The organism is Photobacterium sagamiensis (genome assembly GCF_050337085.1).
GTDB classification, from domain to species: domain Bacteria; phylum Pseudomonadota; class Gammaproteobacteria; order Enterobacterales; family Vibrionaceae; genus Photobacterium; species Photobacterium sagamiensis.
Genome location: NZ_JAKJSP010000026.1, coordinates 1 through 19570 on the forward strand (window position 1 = coordinate 1; position 19570 = coordinate 19570).

19 protein-coding genes are annotated in these 19570 nt (G+C 38.6%); 18 read left to right on the forward strand and 1 reads right to left on the reverse strand.

Annotated features, from left to right (window positions below; all coding sequences use genetic code 11):
• The 3 genes from L4D76_RS13340 to wecA (L4D76_RS13350) form a co-directional block, all read left to right on the forward strand.
• A partial coding sequence (locus tag L4D76_RS13340; protein ID WP_428441386.1) for an NAD-dependent epimerase/dehydratase family protein occupies positions 1-567 on the forward strand: 567 nt, incomplete at its 5' end.
• A gap of 69 nt (positions 568-636) precedes the next feature.
• Complete coding sequence (galU, locus tag L4D76_RS13345; RefSeq protein WP_428441387.1) at positions 637-1557, forward strand: UTP--glucose-1-phosphate uridylyltransferase GalU; 921 nt, start codon at positions 637-639, stop codon at positions 1555-1557.
• A 45-nt stretch (positions 1558-1602) separates the two neighbouring features.
• Entirely contained in the window at positions 1603-2706 is a 1104-nt protein-coding gene (gene wecA / locus L4D76_RS13350) for a UDP-N-acetylglucosamine--undecaprenyl-phosphate N-acetylglucosaminephosphotransferase (protein ID WP_428441388.1), read from the forward strand.
• A gap of 926 nt (positions 2707-3632) precedes the next feature.
• Here wecA (L4D76_RS13350) and wecA (L4D76_RS13355) read toward each other — a convergent pair.
• The gene (gene wecA, locus L4D76_RS13355) at positions 3633-4727 is read right to left on the reverse strand and encodes a UDP-N-acetylglucosamine--undecaprenyl-phosphate N-acetylglucosaminephosphotransferase (RefSeq protein WP_428441389.1); all 1095 of its coding nucleotides are present in this window, start codon (positions 4725-4727) and stop codon (positions 3633-3635) included.
• 429 nt (positions 4728-5156) lie between these two features.
• Here wecA (L4D76_RS13355) and L4D76_RS13360 point away from each other — a divergent pair, with 429 nt between their 5' ends.
• The 15 genes from L4D76_RS13360 (at position 5157) to L4D76_RS13430 (ending at position 19497) form a co-directional block, all read left to right on the forward strand.
• Positions 5157-5270, forward strand: a complete 114-nt coding sequence (locus L4D76_RS13360) for a transposase domain-containing protein (protein WP_428441474.1) — start codon at positions 5157-5159, stop codon at positions 5268-5270.
• Between the two features lie 713 nt (positions 5271-5983).
• On the forward strand, positions 5984-6166 hold the full coding sequence (locus L4D76_RS13365; RefSeq protein WP_428441390.1) for a transposase family protein: 183 nt from the start codon (positions 5984-5986) through the stop codon (positions 6164-6166).
• A 126-nt stretch (positions 6167-6292) separates the two neighbouring features.
• Complete coding sequence (gene murJ / locus L4D76_RS13370; protein ID WP_428441391.1) at positions 6293-7789, forward strand: murein biosynthesis integral membrane protein MurJ; 1497 nt, start codon at positions 6293-6295, stop codon at positions 7787-7789.
• Positions 7790-8608 carry an aldolase/citrate lyase family protein gene (locus tag L4D76_RS13375; RefSeq protein ID WP_428441392.1) on the forward strand — a complete coding sequence of 273 codons (819 nt, stop codon included), beginning with the start codon at positions 7790-7792 and terminating at the stop codon, positions 8606-8608.
• Positions 8608-9162, forward strand: coding sequence for a sugar transferase (locus tag L4D76_RS13380; RefSeq protein WP_428441393.1), 555 nt, complete (start codon positions 8608-8610; stop codon positions 9160-9162). The genes L4D76_RS13375 and L4D76_RS13380 overlap by 1 nt, the downstream gene beginning before the upstream one ends.
• A 2-nt stretch (positions 9163-9164) precedes the next feature.
• The gene (asnB, locus tag L4D76_RS13385) at positions 9165-10937 is read left to right on the forward strand and encodes an asparagine synthase (glutamine-hydrolyzing) (protein WP_428441394.1); all 1773 of its coding nucleotides are present in this window, start codon (positions 9165-9167) and stop codon (positions 10935-10937) included.
• A 135-nt stretch (positions 10938-11072) separates the two neighbouring features.
• Positions 11073-11915, forward strand: a complete 843-nt coding sequence (locus L4D76_RS13390) for a hypothetical protein (RefSeq protein ID WP_428441395.1) — start codon at positions 11073-11075, stop codon at positions 11913-11915.
• 1 nt (position 11916) lies between these two features.
• The gene (locus L4D76_RS13395; RefSeq protein WP_428441396.1) at positions 11917-13140 is read left to right on the forward strand and encodes a glycosyltransferase family protein; all 1224 of its coding nucleotides are present in this window, start codon (positions 11917-11919) and stop codon (positions 13138-13140) included.
• A 54-nt stretch (positions 13141-13194) separates the two neighbouring features.
• A complete protein-coding gene (locus tag L4D76_RS13400; RefSeq protein WP_428441397.1) occupies positions 13195-14136 on the forward strand; it encodes a Gfo/Idh/MocA family protein in 942 nt (313 codons plus the stop codon).
• Positions 14115-14822, forward strand: a complete 708-nt coding sequence (locus tag L4D76_RS13405; protein ID WP_428441398.1) for an acylneuraminate cytidylyltransferase family protein — start codon at positions 14115-14117, stop codon at positions 14820-14822. Before L4D76_RS13400 ends, L4D76_RS13405 begins: the two co-directional genes overlap by 22 nt.
• On the forward strand, positions 14819-15592 hold the full coding sequence (locus L4D76_RS13410; protein ID WP_428441399.1) for an oxidoreductase: 774 nt from the start codon (positions 14819-14821) through the stop codon (positions 15590-15592). Before L4D76_RS13405 ends, L4D76_RS13410 begins: the two co-directional genes overlap by 4 nt.
• Before the next feature lie 33 nt (positions 15593-15625).
• Entirely contained in the window at positions 15626-16282 is a 657-nt protein-coding gene (gene hisH / locus L4D76_RS13415) for an imidazole glycerol phosphate synthase subunit HisH (protein WP_428441400.1), read from the forward strand.
• Positions 16282-17091, forward strand: coding sequence for a HisA/HisF-related TIM barrel protein (locus L4D76_RS13420; RefSeq protein WP_428441401.1), 810 nt, complete (start codon positions 16282-16284; stop codon positions 17089-17091). The genes hisH and L4D76_RS13420 overlap by 1 nt, the downstream gene beginning before the upstream one ends.
• A gap of 13 nt (positions 17092-17104) precedes the next feature.
• Positions 17105-18379: an N-acetyl sugar amidotransferase gene (locus L4D76_RS13425; protein WP_428441402.1), complete on the forward strand. Its 1275-nt coding sequence runs from the start codon at positions 17105-17107 to the stop codon at positions 18377-18379.
• 2 nt (positions 18380-18381) lie between these two features.
• Positions 18382-19497 (forward strand): N-acetyl sugar amidotransferase, encoded by a 1116-nt coding sequence (locus L4D76_RS13430; protein WP_428441403.1) that lies wholly within the window; start codon positions 18382-18384, stop codon positions 19495-19497.
• Positions 19498-19570: the final 73 nt, after the last annotated feature.

Consider the following 19570-nt stretch of genomic DNA (forward strand, 5'->3'; position numbering starts at 1 on the left):
GCTCATGGGCTCATGGTCGAGCAGGTGCTTCGTGATGTTGCAAAATCCGATGAGCGTTTCTCGTTTGTTATCCTGCGTTATTTTAACCCGGTAGGCGCTCACGAGTCGGGCCTTATTGGTGAAGATCCTAACGGTATTCCCAACAACTTGCTGCCTTATATTTCGCAGGTTGCGGTAGGTAAATTAGCCAGCCTGGCTGTCTTTGGTGATGATTATCCCACCAAAGACGGCACAGGGGTGCGCGATTATATCCACGTGGTTGATTTGGCCGCCGGTCATTTAAAAGCACTTGAGCGTATCGCCGAAGATAAAGGGGTCTTTACCTATAATCTAGGTACAGGTATTGGCTATTCAGTCCTTGAGATGGTCAAAGCGTTTGAGCAGGCATCTGGCGTGCCTGTGCCATACGTTATCTCTCCTCGTCGAGGTGGTGACATCGCTGAATGTTATGCTGAGCCGACGTTGGCTCGTGAAGAACTAGGCTGGCAAGCCGAGCGCGGTATTTCAGAAATGATGCAAGATACCTGGCGTTGGCAGAAAAATAACCCTAATGGGTATAACAGCTAAATTAACAACTTCATTACTGAAACTGTATTAACCCACCAACAATTTCTGGTGGTATATAAAGGAATAATAATGACCATAATAAAAAAAGCCGTCATCCCTGTGGCGGGGCTAGGAACGCGTATGTTGCCGGCAACAAAGGCAATTCCCAAAGAAATGCTACCGATTGTTGATAAACCACTTATTCAATATATCGTGAGTGAGTGTGTGGCGGCCGGTATTAAAGAAATTGTGCTGGTGACCCATTCGTCTAAAAATGCGATTGAAAACCATTTTGATACCTCGTTTGAACTGGAAGCGACGCTTGAAACACGGGTTAAGCGCCAGTTATTAGATGAAGTACAAGCGATCTGTCCGAAAGATGTCACTATTATGCATGTGCGTCAGGGCCAGGCAAAAGGACTGGGTCACGCGGTATTGTGTGCGAAACCACTAGTGGGTGATGCACCGTTTACCGTGGTACTGCCTGATGTGATTTTAGATGAATACACCGCAGATCAAACGACAGAAAACCTTGCCGCAATGATTCAGCGCTTTGAGCAAACGCAAGCTAGTCAGATCATGGTCGAACCCGTTCCGATGAACGATGTTTCAAAGTACGGTGTGGTTGATTGTGGTGGCGCAGAACTTAAAGGCGGCGAATCTCATTCAATGACAGCCATGGTTGAAAAGCCGGCAATTGAAGATGCACCGTCGAATCTCGCCGTTGTGGGCCGTTATGTGCTCTCTTCTAAAATCTGGGACAAACTGGCGATCACCCCACCAGGTGCCGGTGATGAAATTCAGCTGACGGATGCTATTGACATGTTAATGGCAGAAGAAACGGTTGAAGCCTTCCATATGACCGGTAAGTCACACGATTGTGGTGATAAATTGGGTTATCTGAAAGCGTTTGTCGAATACAGTCTGCGTCATGAGTCTTTAGGTGCAGGTTTTAATCAATATCTTAAGACCCTGATCAATGATGAACCGTCATTGAAGTTGGTAGGATAAAAGCTGGCTCTAGCCCAATATTTAACCCTTTTTTAGATAATTCCTATGACCTATGCATTTCTGTTTGTTTTTATAACTTCTTTTATCAGCTTGTTTGTTTTTCGTAAGCTGGCAAAACGTGTCGGTTTAGTTGATAAACCTAACGCCCGTAAACATCACCAGGGCGTTGTTCCGTTGGTAGGGGGGGTATCAATCTTTGTGACCCTTGCTATTACCTTATTATTATCACCGCTTGAAACTGACACGGTTCTGTTTCTTTGCTGTGCCACCATTTTGGTGATCACCGGGGTGATTGATGATCGCTATGACATTAGTTTTAAAATCCGCTTGGTCACTCAGGCGGGTGTATCACTGGCGATGATCATTATTGGCGGTAAGAGCCTGCATAGCCTGGGTTATCTGATGGGCAGCGAGGCAATTGAACTTTCCGTCGCCGCAAGCTATATCATCACTATTTTAGGCGTGATCGGTGCGATTAATGCGTTTAATATGGTTGATGGCATCGATGGGCTGCTTGGCGGGCTGGCATCGGTGACCTTTGGTGCATTGGGCTTTATGTTCCTGATTGATGGCAATATAGAGCTGGCGATGATCTGTGGCCTGATTGTTACTGCGATGGTGCCGTATATTCTGCTTAATTTGGGATTTCCTTTGGGCCGTCGCTTTAAGGTCTTCATGGGCGATGCCGGCAGTATCTTTATTGGCTTTACCGTAATTTGGCTGCTGATTGAAGCCACGCAAGGGACTAACACCACACATATCCGTCCGGTTACTGCCTTGTGGGTGATTGCTATACCATTAATGGATATGGCAACCATTATGGTGCGCCGGATCCGTAAAGGGCAATCACCGTTCAAACCGGATCGTGAGCACTTACACCATATCTGCCAGCGTATTGGTTTATCATCAAATATGTCTCTGTTTGTGATCTGTCTGATGGCATCGATCATGGCCGGGATTGGTATTTGGTCTGATATGGAACAGATCAATGAATCGGTGATGTTCTTCAGTTTCTTGTCGGTATTTGCGGTGTACTTTTTTGTTATCAGCCATATCTGGCGCATCATTACTGTTGTTCACAAGCTCTTTGGTACCAATAAAGCCATTCAGTTAAATCTGGATGCGCAGCAGAGCGGTGCTGATAAATAGTCGCTACCAAAAACGACAAGCATAAGCAGATGGGGCGAGGAAGGGTTGCATATCAATGATATGCAACCCTTCTTTCATGTATTTACCGAATCTTAATTAAACTGCCTATCTTCCTAATACTCGTGCCTTCGATCTTCCCGCCGTATTGCCTTCGACATCCTGTCATATCTCTCCAGCTCATCTAAAAACAATGAGCACTTCCACAGCACAACAAATCCAGTATTGATCAGCGAGGTCAAAGTCAGGCTCTCTCTCCACGCCAAAACCGTTTTATCTTGCATACATCCCTCCTTGCAATCGATAAGCTGGCTGAGCAATGCTGCTGGAAATCTTACCTTAGAGCTATATTTCAACAGCTATATACCAGGTAGACAACATTGATATGCCTAAGCGGAGCATACTTTTCAGTGTAGATGTAAATGTAGGAAAGGTAAGTAAAACTCATGACATATGTAACTAAATTGTGATGAGATGCAAGGTCTAACTCCTAAGAAGACTACGGTCAGGGAAAGAGTGGCTGGTTTCGAGTTACCAGTACCTTGGCTCATAAATTATGATTTATTGAGCATATTAATTCTTTATCGATGAAGCTAAACAGTCGTCATCCCAGAAACCGCCAGACAGTAGACTTACAAACTTGCTCAAGACTTACCAGGCGGTTATCAGGGATCCATGTGCGGTGAAATTTGAAGGGCTTACATACCAATCAGGTTCTTCATGGCTGGATAATTCCGCGCACAGTGGATCCCTGGTCTATTATCTTCTGTGGAGCGATAAATTGATCGTATCAAGCGGTTTCATCTCACGATGTCAGTGACGGGTCTGCCAGGGATGACGAACTTTGGCCGTTTTAATCAATCATCTTCATTGCGTTTAGGTACTAGGCCCTGGGGCCTGTTCATCCAAGGACCTTATGCCGATTGGTATTAACTCTCCCTCTTCGTTTTTTCGCTAATCACTTCAGTTAGGTTGATATTGATTTTGCGAAGGAATGCGGTGATACGCCAGATATGGGTGATTGAGAGATAGTAGGTGACAAATAACAATAAGAAAGTACTGAACATAATAGCTTCGCTGACTTGCTGTTGCTCACCCAATACGCCGATGTAAGCAAAGGTAGAAGCAAGGCCACAAATAGCAATCAAGGTTTTGCGAGAGGAAAGGCCTAATCGTTGGCAAATATGATGAAGGTGTTCACGATCTGGCTTAAAGGGGGATTGTCCTTTACGGATCCGGCGAACCATAATGGTCGCCATATCCATTAATGGCAAGGCAATAATCCATAGGGCAGTGACCGGCCGTAGCGGGTTACTATTTTCACCCTGGGTACCATTAACCAATAACCAAATAACAGTAAAGCCAATAAAGACACTACCGGCATCGCCCATGAAGACTTTGAATCGGCGGCCAAAAGGGAAGCCCAGATTCAACATGACATAAGGGATGGTGGCAAGAATAATCACGATGCAGAATTGGTAAAGATCTTGCTGGTTATCCATCCAGAATAAATACCCCAGAGCGGCAAAACTGACGGTAGCTAAACCACCCAGTAGCCCGTCAATGCCATCCACCATGTTAAACGCATTAATGGCGCCTAAAATGGCCAAAATTGTAATAATATAACTTAGCGGTAAATTAAGCAGTATTTCTTGTTCGCCAACCAGATGCCCCAGCGTATTGAGGTTAAGGCCTCCGACTTTAATCATGATGACAGACATTATGACTTGGATGATCAGCCGAACTTTGACACTGATATCATATTTATCATCAATGGCACCGGTAAAGACTAATACGGAAGCGCAAAAAACATAAAGTGGCGCGTTTCTTGCGATTTCAGGGATGATCGCAAGGGCAATTGCGACAGTTAAGAATATAGAAATACCACCAATTAATGGCACAACCCCCTGGTGCTGTTTACGACCCGAAGGGATATCAACTAACTGTATTTTCTTTGCTATTTTTCGAAGGAAAAACAGACTGCAAAAAGAAAATAGAAAAATAAGCGCAAGTTCACTGTCCATAATGATTCTTCATTTTTTATTAAAAAGTACCTAGCCGCCGTTATTATATAGACTTCGGTTTACTTTAAAATTGTTATGCAACAATTGGCTTATGTTTTGTGGTGAAATGAGACTTTTATACCATATTCACAATTGATGAAATTGTTATTTGTTGTTTTTAAAGAAACTTTTTTCTCTGAAAACTAAAATGGAAAAATCAAAAAAGTAACTGTGATCATCGGTTTCAATTTTAAACGCTGTTAAAAGTGTATGCAGACAGTCCAATGGTGTCAAAATAATCCTACTGATAACCCGAAGTCGAATCTGTGGTTTTGATTTCTGTTGCTGGGCCCACTTCTGAATGGCTATGTTCTGATAGAGACAGATCGGAACGCCAGGCTGTTCTCTAATACTCTAAGTAGCGCTAATGTTAGTGCCACACTGTTCAGCTTGCTGCCAAGTTGCCGAGCCAATGGTGTCGATCCCTACACTCGTCTTCGCAATGTTTTGACAGAACTACTTCAACGAGAGGTAGTTGTGATACAAGTGATCTATTGTCCTTAACAATAAAAATCTTAAATAGCACCGTGGGGCAAAACACTCGCTTACGCAGTCAGACACAGAGTTGTTTTGATCAAGGACGAGTAGTGCTGGTTCCTGCTTGAACTCAGGGCTAAATGTTCTTCTTATCTGTATGTTTATCATGCCATCTAGCGTTTAACTTGTTGAAACTACGGTTGCTAGAAAGCAGGGATCAATCGAAAAAGATTGAAGGCTAAGTACTTATCGCAAGCCATTGAAGGATAAGTATCGATTTGTAATCGCGCCCTGAATCCACAGCTCTTTGGTAAGCGCGACTTGCCGATGATCCCATAGATCAATATAATCACGGGACAAAATTTCAATTTAAAAAAATGAGCAGATAGAAGCCTTTTTCTGCTTAAGCGAAGTGTTTCATATAGTTGCCACACGATGACAATGAGCAACAATCTTTTTAATCCGCACTTTAGGAGCGATACCTAAGGGCGGTAGCGTGTGAAAATCCACCGAATCAACTTTAGAGATAGGACCTCCCCACTAGGTGGGTGGGTGGGTATTTTATTATAAAACAACCACTTAATTCAGTATTTGTGCATGTGTATATCGAAGTTAATTTGAATTTTGCAGGACAAAATTTTAAACAAGTCTTTTTCATACCATTGAGTGTAAACATATACTGTTTCAATTATTTAGCAGAGTTGTCACATCGATAAGACATCTTTTTCGAGCTTTTTTCGGTGCTTTCTGACCCACGACAGAATGTCAAATTGTCACATAACTTGTTTGACATCCCCTTTTTAACATTAGTTGCAATAATCTGTGGTGAGCAACGGTGGGAAGAAATTGAAATTATTGGTTTAGAAAGCTTGGACTGGTTACAGGACATAGTGAGATCGAAAATCATTCAAAACAGAAGATAACGGACATGGTTGTAAAGAAACGCGCATGGATTTAAGGCGTTTGTTGTAAGCGATTGGACTGGTTAAAAGTAGGGTCTTCTCTTGTAAATAATCAGGAATATAGATACTTAGAAAAAGTGGGATTTAATGCATAATTTATTAATTTCGGGATTATTTGTTTCAATAGGCTTATTCATTGGCCGACTATCTGGCTTCGTTAGAGAAACCTTTATTGCATCGAATTTTGGTGCAACGGAGCAAACAGATTTGATCATCGTTTTTCTGTCAACACCTGATATCCTAGTAAATCTGCTAGTAGGTGGAGCATTAGGTATGGCTCTAATCCCTGAATTTAAAAGATTGGATCATCAAGCTGCGACTATACTTTATCGGCAGGTGTTGGCGTTGATGATAGTATTGTTCTGTATGATATCTCTAGTTGCTTATTTGTTTTCCTCTCAGATCCTTAGTTCATTTGCACCAGGCTTAAGTGATACTGCAACTCAAAAATATGGTGATACTTTTGCTATTACTTTCATTGCTATACCTTTAACTGTCGCTGCAGGTGTAACAACGGCTTTTTTGAATTACCGAGATAAATTTCTTATTCCCGCATTGGGAACACTAATTTTTAATCTTGTCTTGATCGCAAGTCTATATTTTGCAAGTCAATTCGATTCTGAATATATCTTGCTTGTGATTTCTATCGGGGTCTGTATTGGTGCATTTGTTCGTTGGTTTTCTCAGGTTATCAACTCTAAAATTTCACCATTTGGTCAGATTGATTTTTCAGATAACCTGGTCACGAGTTCGCTACTCAGACGTTATTTTTACTGTGTACTAACTGGCGGAATAATATTTTTAATACCTGTAGTAGCTCGTGCTATTGCATCCCATACTGGTCCTGGCGAGTTATCTCTGGTCAATTACGCAATAAAACTTGTGGAATTTCCATTAGGGGTTGTATTGACCGTATTTGCTATCGTGTTTTTTCCGCGCTTTTCTGGTTTTTTTGCAGAAGGCGATGAGAGTGCATTCTTAGAAACATTTAAAAGAGTATTGCTTTCAGTTATAGCAATATCTCTTGCTGTTTTTGTACCATTAAATCATTTTTCATCTTCTATCGTCTATCTTATCTATGATTGGGGCCAGTTAAATCCTGAGCAACTGAGTAAAATTGCCGCTTATTTTTACAGTGTTAGTCTGACGTTACCATTTCAAGGCATCAACGCGCTACTGATTGCGGTTATTGCTTCTAGAAGAGATACTCTTAGCCCGCTAATATGCTCTACGTGTTTGGCTGTTATATTTATTGTTATTGGCTATGGGTTTGTTACGGAAATTTCAGATGTCTTTAACTTAATGGTTTTCACTTACGCGTTACTTAGTGTCGCGTTGTTATTAATAATACATATTAAACATAAAATAAATTTCATTAAAAATGGTGATTTCACTTTTGATTTTTTAAAACTATTAGTCGCAGCGGTGATATATCACTGGCTACTTTCACTAGTGAATTTCACTCAACAACGAGTCTGGGTTGATATGATGGTAGCGAGTGTTTCCAGTATATTGTTTATTGTTGTATGTATTTTCTTAAGTCAAAACATTAGACGAATTATTAAGGTACAAAAAGGGTTGTAAATGTTTAATTTAATGCTGATTACAAATGATATTGATTTAGCCAAGCATGCTGTAGGATCAGGAGTCTCAAGAGTTTTTGTTGATTTAGAGACAAATGGTAAATTCGAGAGGCAAGGTCATTTAGATACCTTGATCAGCAACCACTCAATGCAAGACGTTAGAAATATTCGTAAAGTTATTTCTGATAGTGAATTGCTAGTTCGCCTCAACCCGTTTTATGAAGGTACACAACTTGAAATTGAACAGGCGATCAGTGCCGGAGCTGATTTGATCATGCTACCAATGTTCAAAACTATCGATGAGATTAAAGAATTTAGCCGGATGATTGATGGCCGTGCTAAATTTGTACCTTTAGTTGAAACAGCCGCTGCTGCTGAGTGTTTAACTGAGGTCGTTCAGGTCAAAGGCGTTAGTGAAATCTATATCGGGCTAAATGACTTACACCGAGACTTGGGCTTGAAGTTTATGTTCGAACCGCTTGCTAATGGATTACTCGAATCTTTGACTGCGACCATTAAAAAATCTGGTCTTCCTTTTGGTTTTGGCGGTTTGGCCCGGATTGGTGAAGGCACATTGCCTGCGGAGCTTATTTTAGCTGAACACGTTCGTTTAGGCTCATCGTGTGTTATTTTATCACGTACTTTCCATCGTCAGAGTGAATCATTATCCGATCTTCAAAGTTTTATGAACTTAGAAGATGAAGTTAACAAAATAGTACTTGCAAGGGAGTCTTTGCTTAAGCGGGATTTATCTGCACAACTGTCAGACAAGCAGCATGTTAACGATATCGTTCTTAGTATCATTTCTGGAAATGCATAATGAAAAGAATTGTTGATATATTGCTATCAATCATTGGGTTAGTCTGTCTGTTACCTTTCTTTGTTGTGATAGCACTGATTATAACTATAGATAACTTTGGTCCGGTGTTTTATAAGCAACAAAGGGTTGGTCTCAATGGTCAACTGTTTGGATTGTATAAATTTCGAAGCATGAAAATTAATGCCGATAAAATTGGGCCTTATTTCACATCAGAGAATGATCCTCGAATTACAAGTGTCGGTAAATGGTTAAGACGGTTAAGTATTGATGAGTTGCCTCAGCTTATTAATGTTTTGTTAGGCCATATGAGTGTTGTTGGACCCAGACCCAATGTACCACAACAACGAGAGCTGTACTCAGAAAGTTCTTGGACAAAACGGAATAGTGTTCGTCCTGGTATTACCGGACTGGCTCAGGCAACTAAGCGCTCTTCAGCGACGGAAAAAGAACGAGAAGCTTTAGATCTCGAGTATGTAGATAAGCATAACGTCGTGTTTGACCTCAAAATTATTTTCATGACAATAGAACAAGTTGTATTAAAAGGTGGTAATTAGTTATGTGCGGTATTTTTGGTTATTTTGATACACAAGGCCGTAGCCTTACCCCATTACAACTTCAAGATATGGGTGATGTCATTAAATATCGCGGCCCTGATGGTCAAGGTGTTTTTGTTGAACCAGGTCTTGCCTTAGGTAACCAACGTTTGGCTATTTTAGACATTGAACATGGACAGCAACCCTTTATTTCTGACAATGAGCAGATTGTTGTCGTGCAAAATGGTGAAATATTCAACCATGTTGAGTTGGCTGAAGAACTGAAGGACAGTGAATTCGAGTGTCGTACCCATTGTGATACCGAAGTGTTACTAAGATTGTATGAGAAACATGGTATCGACTTTGTTTCAAAGCTAAACGGAATGTTTGCAATCGCTATTTGGGATAATCACCAAAAAGCACTTTACTTAATCAGAGATCGAGTGGGTGAAAAACCGCTTCACTATCATAATGTTGAAAACCGCATCGTTTTTGGTTCTGAGATTAAATCTATTCTGGCTGCAGGTATTGATAAAAAACTGGACTTTAACGCCTTAGATTCTTTTTTAAGTTTTAATTATGTAGTGCCGCCATCAACTTTATTTAAAAACGTTAAACATGTCATGCCAGGAACTTATATTAAAGTTACGGCTCAGGCTGTTGAAGAAGTTCGTTGGTGGGATATAGCAAATGTTAAATTACAGCAAAAATCAGAGACCCAATGGATTGATGAATTTAATGAAATATTAGACGATGCAGTTCGTATAAGACTGAGAGCTGATGTACCTTTCGGAGCCTTTTTATCTGGTGGAGTAGATTCAAGCACTGTCGTAGGTTTAATGGCTAAGCATATGACTCAGCCTGTTAAGACGTTTACTATTGGTTTTCATGATGAAAAATTTGACGAATCACCATTTGCAGAACTCGCCGCAACTCGTTTTGAAACGGAACATGTTGTAGAAAAGGTTGAAGCTAATCTACTTGGTTTGTGGCCAAAAGCCACGTTTCACTGTGACCAGCCGCATGGCGATGTATCATTTTTGCCAACCTATAGGGTTGCGGAACTCGCTTCACGTAAAGTTAAAATGGTATTGACTGGCGATGGCGCCGATGAACTATTTGCTGGTTATGATAAATATAAGTCATTTTTTGCTCAAGATAATGCATTTAGTATGAGCAACAACGAATACCAGTCAAGCTATCTTGATAATATTTCTTTATTTAAGTCAGAATCTAAATCTGGATTATATAGTGATCAGCTTAAATTGAACATTTCTGAGGATAACGCAGAATCTTACGTTTCTCCCTTGTTTAATAAAGCTCAGCATATGGATCGGATTAATCAAGCTCTTTATATAGATACCATGCTGTTGTTACCTGGTAATAACTTAGTCAAACCTGATCGAATGGGGATGGCTGTATCTATTGAAAACAGAGCTCCATTCTTAGATTTCAGGATGATTGAATTGGCATTTTCAATGCCTGGCGAACTTAAGTTGCAAGAAGGTGAAACAAAGTACATTTATAAAAAAGCGGTCGCTGACCTTATCGGTAACGATCTAACCTACCGCAAAAAACAAATGTTTACGGTGCCAATTTCTGAATGGTTAAAGCATGACTTGAAAGATATGGTGTTGGATTTGCTGCTTTCTGAAAAAACGATAGCAAGAGATTTATTTAATAAAGACTATGTTGAAACGCTGTATGCTAATCATTGTAGTGGCAAAGCGAATAATACAAGAGAGATAAGAGCTTTGATGGCGTTAGAAATTTGGTTCAGGGAATTTATAGATTAGTTATAAACTCTTAATTTCATTAAAAATGGCCTTATTTATGGTTGTATTTCAAATATGAGAATAACAGCAAGTACTATTTACATATCCATTACATGCTTATTATTTGTTGTAATGGCTCACTTTCTGAATTTAAGAATGTTTAATGAGTTTGCTGATGATGGTTTTTATTCGCAAATGCTTTATGCATCGAAAGTGTTTGATGGTTTTATTGATACAAACCCTTTATTTTTTATTCATGTAGCACGATTGTTTGTTGTGGGTCCGTTTTTTTTGATTTACTCTCAAAAATTACCCGTGTTTTTTGAAGCTATATTTTATTTATTATATTTAGTGCCAATCATAAATAGTCATGTTTTTAAAAAAATAGGGCCAGCTAGAATATTTTTTATTCTAATTCCAATATTTTTAAGTTACCGTTCTGCATTAGGAATGTGCGCTATGGCCTATTTGTTTATTATTATAAATAGCGCTAATAGAAAATATTTTTTGTTATTCATGTCAGTATTATTAGCAAACTTAAGTTCTGGGATAGTATTATCTTGGGCTTGCATTATGTTTTTTAATGTAAAACTTGTCTTGTCTAGATATAAAATAATGATTCCTATCTCTATTGTTTTATTTGTTGGTTTTGTAGGCTCTGTTTCTCATAAAATACAATATATGCTATCTGAACGTGGAGCGGAAGTGAATGGCGGTCCAATAGATAGAAGTACAATAGTCGTATCATTTGTTGAAGGCGATTATGCTAGATTTATTATTTATTTGTTGCTAATTGCGACAGTGTATTTTGTTTTTCAATTTAAACTGAAGTATGCGGCGGTATCTAGCCAATTAGTTTTGTTCTTTGTTCCTGCAGTGATTAATATATTCTTTGAAGGGATTGGATTGATATCTTACTTGTTTGTATTAATCTGGTTTGTTTATTGTTTATTGATCTGCCCTAAAAACTTAACTTTATCAGAACCCAAGGTATCCTAAATTGTTGAATAATATACTTGTTGTTGTTTATGGTGGTGGTCATGCGGCAATGATGGTGCCGCTGATTAAAGAAATGCAGAAAAAAGAGGATTGCTCGCTTACTGTTTTAGCGCTAACTACAGCAGGAGCAGTCATGAAGGCTAATAATATTGAGTATGCTACGTATAACAACTTTACTCACTTAGTCGATGATTGTTTTAATGACATTGGTAAATCCTTAACGGGGCCTGAGTCTGCAAGTTCGGTGGTGCCCTATGAGGAATCTGTCGCTTATCACGGGGTTAATTTCCTTGATATGGCAGAGCAGCATGGCGAAGATATAGCCAATACCATGTATAAGAGTGCAGGACGGCAAGGATTCTATCCGATTAATTTTATGAAACGGCTTTTGATAGAGCTTGACGTTGATTTGCTCATTGCTACTAATTCGCCTCGCTCAGAGCGCGCAGCGATCGATGCTGCAGGTTTGTTGGGAATTAAAAGTTTGTGTTTAGTTGACTTGTTTGCGTTGCAGGAAGTTAAATGGATAGGAAAAAAAGGATACGCATCAAAACTTTGTGTACTTAATCAGTCTGTCAAAGATATGTTTGTGAGTTCAGGTCGTCAAAGCGATGAAATAAACGTTACCGGAAATCCGGCATTTGATTCTTTAGCTAATCCAGCGGTTATTGAAAATGGACAAAAAATAAGAATGGAGCGTGGTTGGGCTGAAGATGAGATGATTACTCTGTTATATGCATCTCAACCTGAGCCCGAAAAACATCCATTTAACGATCTCTCTGGTGATCCTGAATTGCCTCGCAATATTGAACGTTCGTTACGAGAATTTGTTGCTGGCAATCATAACTATCGATTAGTTGTTCGTTATCACCCGAGTGAGAATGTGACATTCCAACCGCAAGATCATGTTGTCTTTAGCGGGAGGGATGAAAACCTTCATGGCTTACTACATGCAGTGGATATCGTCATTGTTACTGCATCTACCGTCGGGTTAGAAGGACACTTAATTGGTAAGCAAGTTATTTCTATTGATAATTCCATATTTACAGATGATGCGCCATACAGTTGTATGGGTATATCTAGTGGTATTCCAAATGTTGAGATGTTGGAAGATGAAATTATTTCTGTGAGTAAAAATCTTTCTGCACAACGTATAAATATTAAAAAAATAGATGCTACAAATAATGTAATGGCTGTTGTTGACAGCTTGTTAGGAAGTGTTTGAGCGCTCTCCAATTGTATACGTTGTGCTGTTTAATTATATATTGGTTATATTTATATGAAAGTTTTGTTAGTTGGTTATGGTTCTATTGGAAAACGTCATTTTGAACTACTGAAGGGTAATAAAAATGTAGCGGATGTTGATGTTGTCACGCGGTATGGAAACGTAGCTGGCCGCTCTTTTTCAGATCTATATTCGATTAAACATGATGTGCTTTCTCAATATTCTTTATTCTTACTGTGTTCCGAAACTAGCCTTCATGAAGAACAGTTAAGATATATAGATGCTCATGTTAAGAATAAGATTGTTTTGGTTGAAAAGCCTCTGGCAAATCGAGCATTAAATTTTATACCTAATAATAAGGTTCATGTCACTTATAATTTGCGCTTTCATCCTGTTATCCGAAAGTTAAAATTATTATTGGAAGATGAGCAAGTATTGTCTTTTTCTGTTCAAGCTGGTCAGTATTTACCTACTTGGCGACCTGGCCAAGATTATAAAAAAAGTTACAGCGCTGATTTATCTCGTGGCGGTGGTGTATTAAGAGATTTGAGCCATGAGATTGATTATACGCAATGGTTGTGTGGCCGCCTAAACTTAGTCTCTGCGATGGCGGGATCATGTTCTCATTTAGGCTTAAGTTCTGATGATATTTGTACTATCTTAGCCACCAATAAGTGGGGAACTCATATTCAAATTAAAATGGATTATTTGTCTCATCGACCGAAACGAGAGATTGAGATACAAACAGATCGTTATACCATTTCAGCTTGCTTAGTGAACAATGATATAAAAATATATGATTGTAATGGCTTAGTAGAAGTAGTGGAGTGTGGAAAATTAGATAGGAATTTTACCTATTTAGCAATGCATAACACAGTCCTTGAAAATAAGCTACATATGTTAACATCATTTGATGACAGTAATCATGTTATGGGGCTTATTGAGAATATTACAGATAATTATATGGATAAAAAATGGCTGCGAACAAAAGAATAAATGTCTTGTGCACAATATGTGCACGAGGTGGCTCAAAAGGCGTAAAGAACAAAAATGTGCGATTAATTAATAATAAACCGTTAATTGCTCACACCGTTGAGGTTGCGAAAGCGAGTGGTTTGTTTTCTGATATTGTTGTTAGTACTGATTGTGATGATATCGCTGATGCAGCGACCTCTGCGGGTGCTCGTGTTTTGTTTAAACGTCCTGCACACTTAGCATCAGATAAAGCGGCGAAGCTGCCAGTCATTAGGCATGCGTTCATGGAAGCAGAACGTCTTTTAGATATGCAGTATGATGTATTATTTGATCTGGATGCAACATCGCCTTTAAGAAAGGTAGACGATATTCTTGGTTGTTATGCAATGATAAATTCGGGAGAATTTCGAAATGTGATAACAGCGAGCCCTGCACGACGTTCTCCATATTTTAATTTAATTGAGATAGACGGCAATGGCACTCCATTTGTCAGTAAAGGCTCTTTAACTGATAGACGACAAGATTCACCTAAATGCTTTGATATGAATGCCTCTATCTATGTATGGACACGGGAAAGTATTTTGAACGATGATAAATTATTTTCTGATAAAACGGGTTTATTTGTTATGCCTGAAGAAAGGTCGTTAGATATTGATACCGAATTAGATTTTTCAATCGTAAGTGCTTTAATGGAGCAACGATTATGAGTGAATTAGCCAATAAGGTAATAGTTATCACTGGTGGCGCGGGATTGGTTGGGCAGGCTTTTGTACGTAAACTTCTTGACTGTCAGGCGACAGTTGTTATTGCCGAGAAAGACCTTGTAAGAGCGAACGAGTTTAAGGCGAGTCTAGCTGAGAATTTACAAGCTAATTGTGCAGTAATTGATATGGACATCACATCAACATCCAGTGTAAAAGCTGCGATTGAGAATGTACATTTAAAATATGGACATATCGATGCATTAGTTAATAATGCGTATCCCCGTAATAGCCACTACGGTGCGAGTTTCTTTGACGTTCAGTATGATGATTTTTGTGAGAATATGTCACTTAATGTTGGTGGATATTTTTTGTGTAGTCAACAATTTGCATTATACTTTAAAGATCAGGGGCAGGGTAACATCGTAAATATTGCTTCGATTTATGGCTGTATCGCACCAAAATTCGAGATATATGATGGTTTGAATATGACTATGCCGGTTGAATATGCGGCCATAAAAGCAGCCTTAATTCATTTGTCAAAGTTTATGGCAAAAGCATTTAAAGGTATGAATATTAGGGTCAATTGTTTAAGCCCTGGCGGTATTTATGATAACCATTCCGAGCAATTTACAAATGCTTATGCTAAACAATGTATAAATAAAGGAATGCTTGATCCTGTTGACTTAAGTGGATCTCTTGTTTTCTTGCTCTCTGATTCTTCGAATTATGTTAATGGTCAAAATATTATTGTTGATGATGGTTTTACGTTGTAACTAACGATATWTGTATAGACTTTAAGGCTTAAAATGACGACAAAATTTAAAATTGCAATAATCGATTATGACATGGGTAATATTCGTTCTATTGTAAATGCAATTAATCATGTTGGTGACTACGATATTTTAGTAACCAGTGATGCGACTGAAATTGAAAATGCTGATTGTATACTATTACCTGGTGTTGGTGCGTTCCCTGACGCAATGAAAAAGCTTAGAGATAAAGGGCTTATTGAAACGCTAAATAAAGTAGTTAAAGAGGATAAAAAGCCGACATTAGGCATTTGTCTTGGTATGCAACTTCTTTTTGATTCTTCCGAGGAGATCACTCAAACAGCTGGCTTTGGTTGGATCCCTGGTCAAGTTGTATATATGAAGCCTCAACATGGACTTAGAGTACCACATGTAGGTTGGAATAGTTTAATTATTCAAAATGATCAGAGCGTGTTCAATTATCTCTCTCATGATAAAGACTTTTATTTTGTTCACAGTCTCTATGCTCAGTGTGATGAGAAATATATTTTGGCTAAATTCGAATATGGCTCTAATATGACTGCTGCGGTTCAGTACGATAATGTGATTGGTATGCAGTTTCACCCAGAAAAAAGTCAAAAAATTGGTTTAGGTGCAATGAAGAGTTTTCTTAATTGGGCAAAAGACTTTGTACATAATAAGGAGACAGTTTGATGCTTAAGACTCGATTAATTCCTTGTATCATTACTAAAAATGAACTTGTTGTACAAAGTTTTGACTTTTCAACATATTTGCCTATTGGCAATGTAAAAACAGCCATTGAATTCTTTGTAAAGTGGGATGTCGATGAAATAGTCATTATGGACATTGACGCAAGCCGAGAAGATCGTGAACCTAATGTTGAATTGGTTAAGTGGGCGGCAAAAGAATGTTTTGTTCCTCTTACTGTTGGTGGTGGAATTAAGACCGTAACCCATATTCAACAATTGCTAAAGGCCGGAGCTGATAAAGTCTGTGTCAATGCCATTACTCGCGAAAATCTTTCATTTGTAACTGAATCTTCAAATATATTTGGTAGCCAGTGCATTACGGTTTCTATTGATGTAAAGCTGGTTGACGGAGAGTATCAAGTCTATAACTACTTGACTGGTACTGTTATGAACGGTTCTCTGTCTGCATGGGTAAATGCGGTTGAGCGTGCTGGAGCAGGGGAAATATTACTCAATTCTGTTGACCGCGATGGCTCAAGAATGGGTTACGATACTAAATTACTTAAAACTGTGAGTGATTTAGTAAATATTCCAGTTATTGCATTAGGAGGGGTTGGACGCTTTGATCAACTAGCTGAAGGTGTTATTAAAGGTGGTTGTCAAGCCGTTGCAGCAGCCAATATATTTCAGCATGTAGAACATAGTACCATTGCGGCTAAGGCACAGATGCGAGAGGCAGGCTTACCTGTTCGATTAAGTTCTGAGGTTAAATACGAAAGTTTTGATTTAGACTTTTTAGGTCGCCCTTTTTAATAGTGGAAAAACAATGAAATTTTGTAAGAGATGTTTATATCCTGAAAATCATGCTCTAAATATCATTATTGATAAAGAAGGGGTATGTAGTGGGTGTCGCGTACATGAAGAAAAATATCAAATAGACTGGGCTAAAAAAGAACAAGAGTTAGCATCACTTTTAGAACACTATAAAGCTCGGCCCGGAACATCTTACGATTGTGTAATACCTGTAGTTGGCTCTGGTGATGATTTTTTTGTTGTTGATTTAGTAAAGAACAAATATGGTCTCAATCCATTATTAGTTACTTATAATACACATTTCAGCACGAAGGTTGGTGTTAGAAATTTAGCTCGGTTAATTACTGAGTTAGATTGTGATCATATGATGTCCACGGTCGGACCTGACACAATTAAAGAAATAACACGTTTAACTCTTGATAAAATCGGCGACATGTACTGGCATGTATTAGCTGGGAGTCAAACATTTCCTGTTCAGGTGGCAACAAAGTTAGATATTCCGCTTATTATATGGGGGGTCAATGGTTGGCTCGATCAAGTTGGAATGTTTAGTCATCATGATCGTGTAGAAATGACGAAAAAGGTTAGAAAGGAACATGCTCTTCGCTGCCTTGATGCAGAATCTCTGATTGGAGGAAGTGATAAGGTATCGAAAAAAGATCTGCAAGCCTTTACCTATCCATCTGATGAGCAATTAGAGAAATCTCGAGTTAGAGGCCTGTATGTCGGTAACTATGTATTATGGGATTCTCAAAAACAGATTGGTTCTATGATCGAAAAATACGGTTATGAAACAAATAAACAAGAACGAACGTTCAACCGTTATGAGTCTATTCATTGTGCTAATAATGCAAGTGTACATGATTATGTTAAATATTTGAAATTCGGTTACGCTAAAGTTTCTGATCATGTTGCCAGAGATATTCGCTTAAAAAGGATAACTAAAGCTGAAGGTCTAGAGTTCATTAAACATTATTTGGAAGTGAAGCCAAAAGCTCTATCGAACTTCCTTAATTGGTTAAACATGAGCGAACAAGAGTTTATGTCAATTATAGACCGGTTTAGAGATCCTAAAGCATGGAGAGTCAATGCAAACGGTGATTGGGAATGCTTTGCTAGTATTTTAACGGCTGAGCAAACTCATGATGCTGATGTCGAGTTAGTTGTTGATGATCCACAGGAATATATCCAGACGGAATTACTTGAAGAGCAAAATTGGAATTCGGAATATATATTACTAGGTCGTACGTTTATAGATAGCTATAACTACAAGGCTCAAGAGGGTTAAAAATGAAATTTTGTTCTAATTGTGTAATGCCTGATACTAAGCCTGGTATCGTTCTTGACGAACGTGGTTATTGTAATGCGTGTCGAACTAAAGAAGTTAAAGAATCTCTTGATTGGGATGCTCGATATAAAGAATTAGAAGTTATTGTTGAAGAGATTAAAAAAGCTGACCATCCTTTTTATGATTGCATAGTTCCAGTTAGTGGCGGTAAAGATAGTTGGTTCCAGGCAATGGTTTTGGCCGAAAGATTTGGTCTGAAGGTATTATGTGTGACATTAGCTGCTCATTTACCGACAACGGAAGGTATTGATAATCTTAATAACATGATCAAAGACTTAAATGTTGATCATATGAAGATTTCAATTAAACCTAGTGTGTTTAGAAAAATACGAAGTAAATGTTTTACGCGCCAGGGCGAGCCTAACTGGGCTGAACATTGTGCAATGTTCTCTAGCGTTGTTAATACTGCACTAATTTATGATGTACCTTTGGTTGTTTGGGGCGAAGATATTGCATTTGAGTTTGGTGGATTACAACGTAGTGAAAGTAAGCCATCAGCCATTGCTATAGATAAAAGTGATCTGATCAAAGAAAAAACTGTTCATGATTGGCTTGATGATGATGTGTCAGAACGTGATATATTCTTCTATAAATACCCGGATTATGACAAGCTTGTCTCTGCTGGTGTGAAGAGTATTTACTTAGGACACTTCGTTAACTGGTATGGGCGTAAGAATTATGACATAGTTAAAGAAAGAGGATTTGTGGGTCGTGCAGCAGGCCCGTTACCAGGGAACTTTCTTGATTATGATAATATTGATGAGAAGTTATGTGAAATAAATATTTGGTTTAAATACCTTAAGTTTGGCTTTTGGCGTGCAACAGATCAATGTTGTTATGACATTTGGAATAATCGTATGACTCGTGATGAGGCTGTTGAAATAGTTAATCGTCTTCAAGGTCAATTCCCTGGTAATGATTTAGATGATTTCTTACGTTTTCATAACATCACCGAAGATGAGTTTTGGGATACGGTAGATAAATTTAGAAATAAAGAATTGTGGGAAATGAAGGATGGTAAATGGGTTATGAAATATAAAGTAAAATCCATTAGTTGAACCATTTTTTAAATTCAGATGAATATGAGTGACCAATAAATAGATAATAATATGTTTATTGGTTGCTCATTAT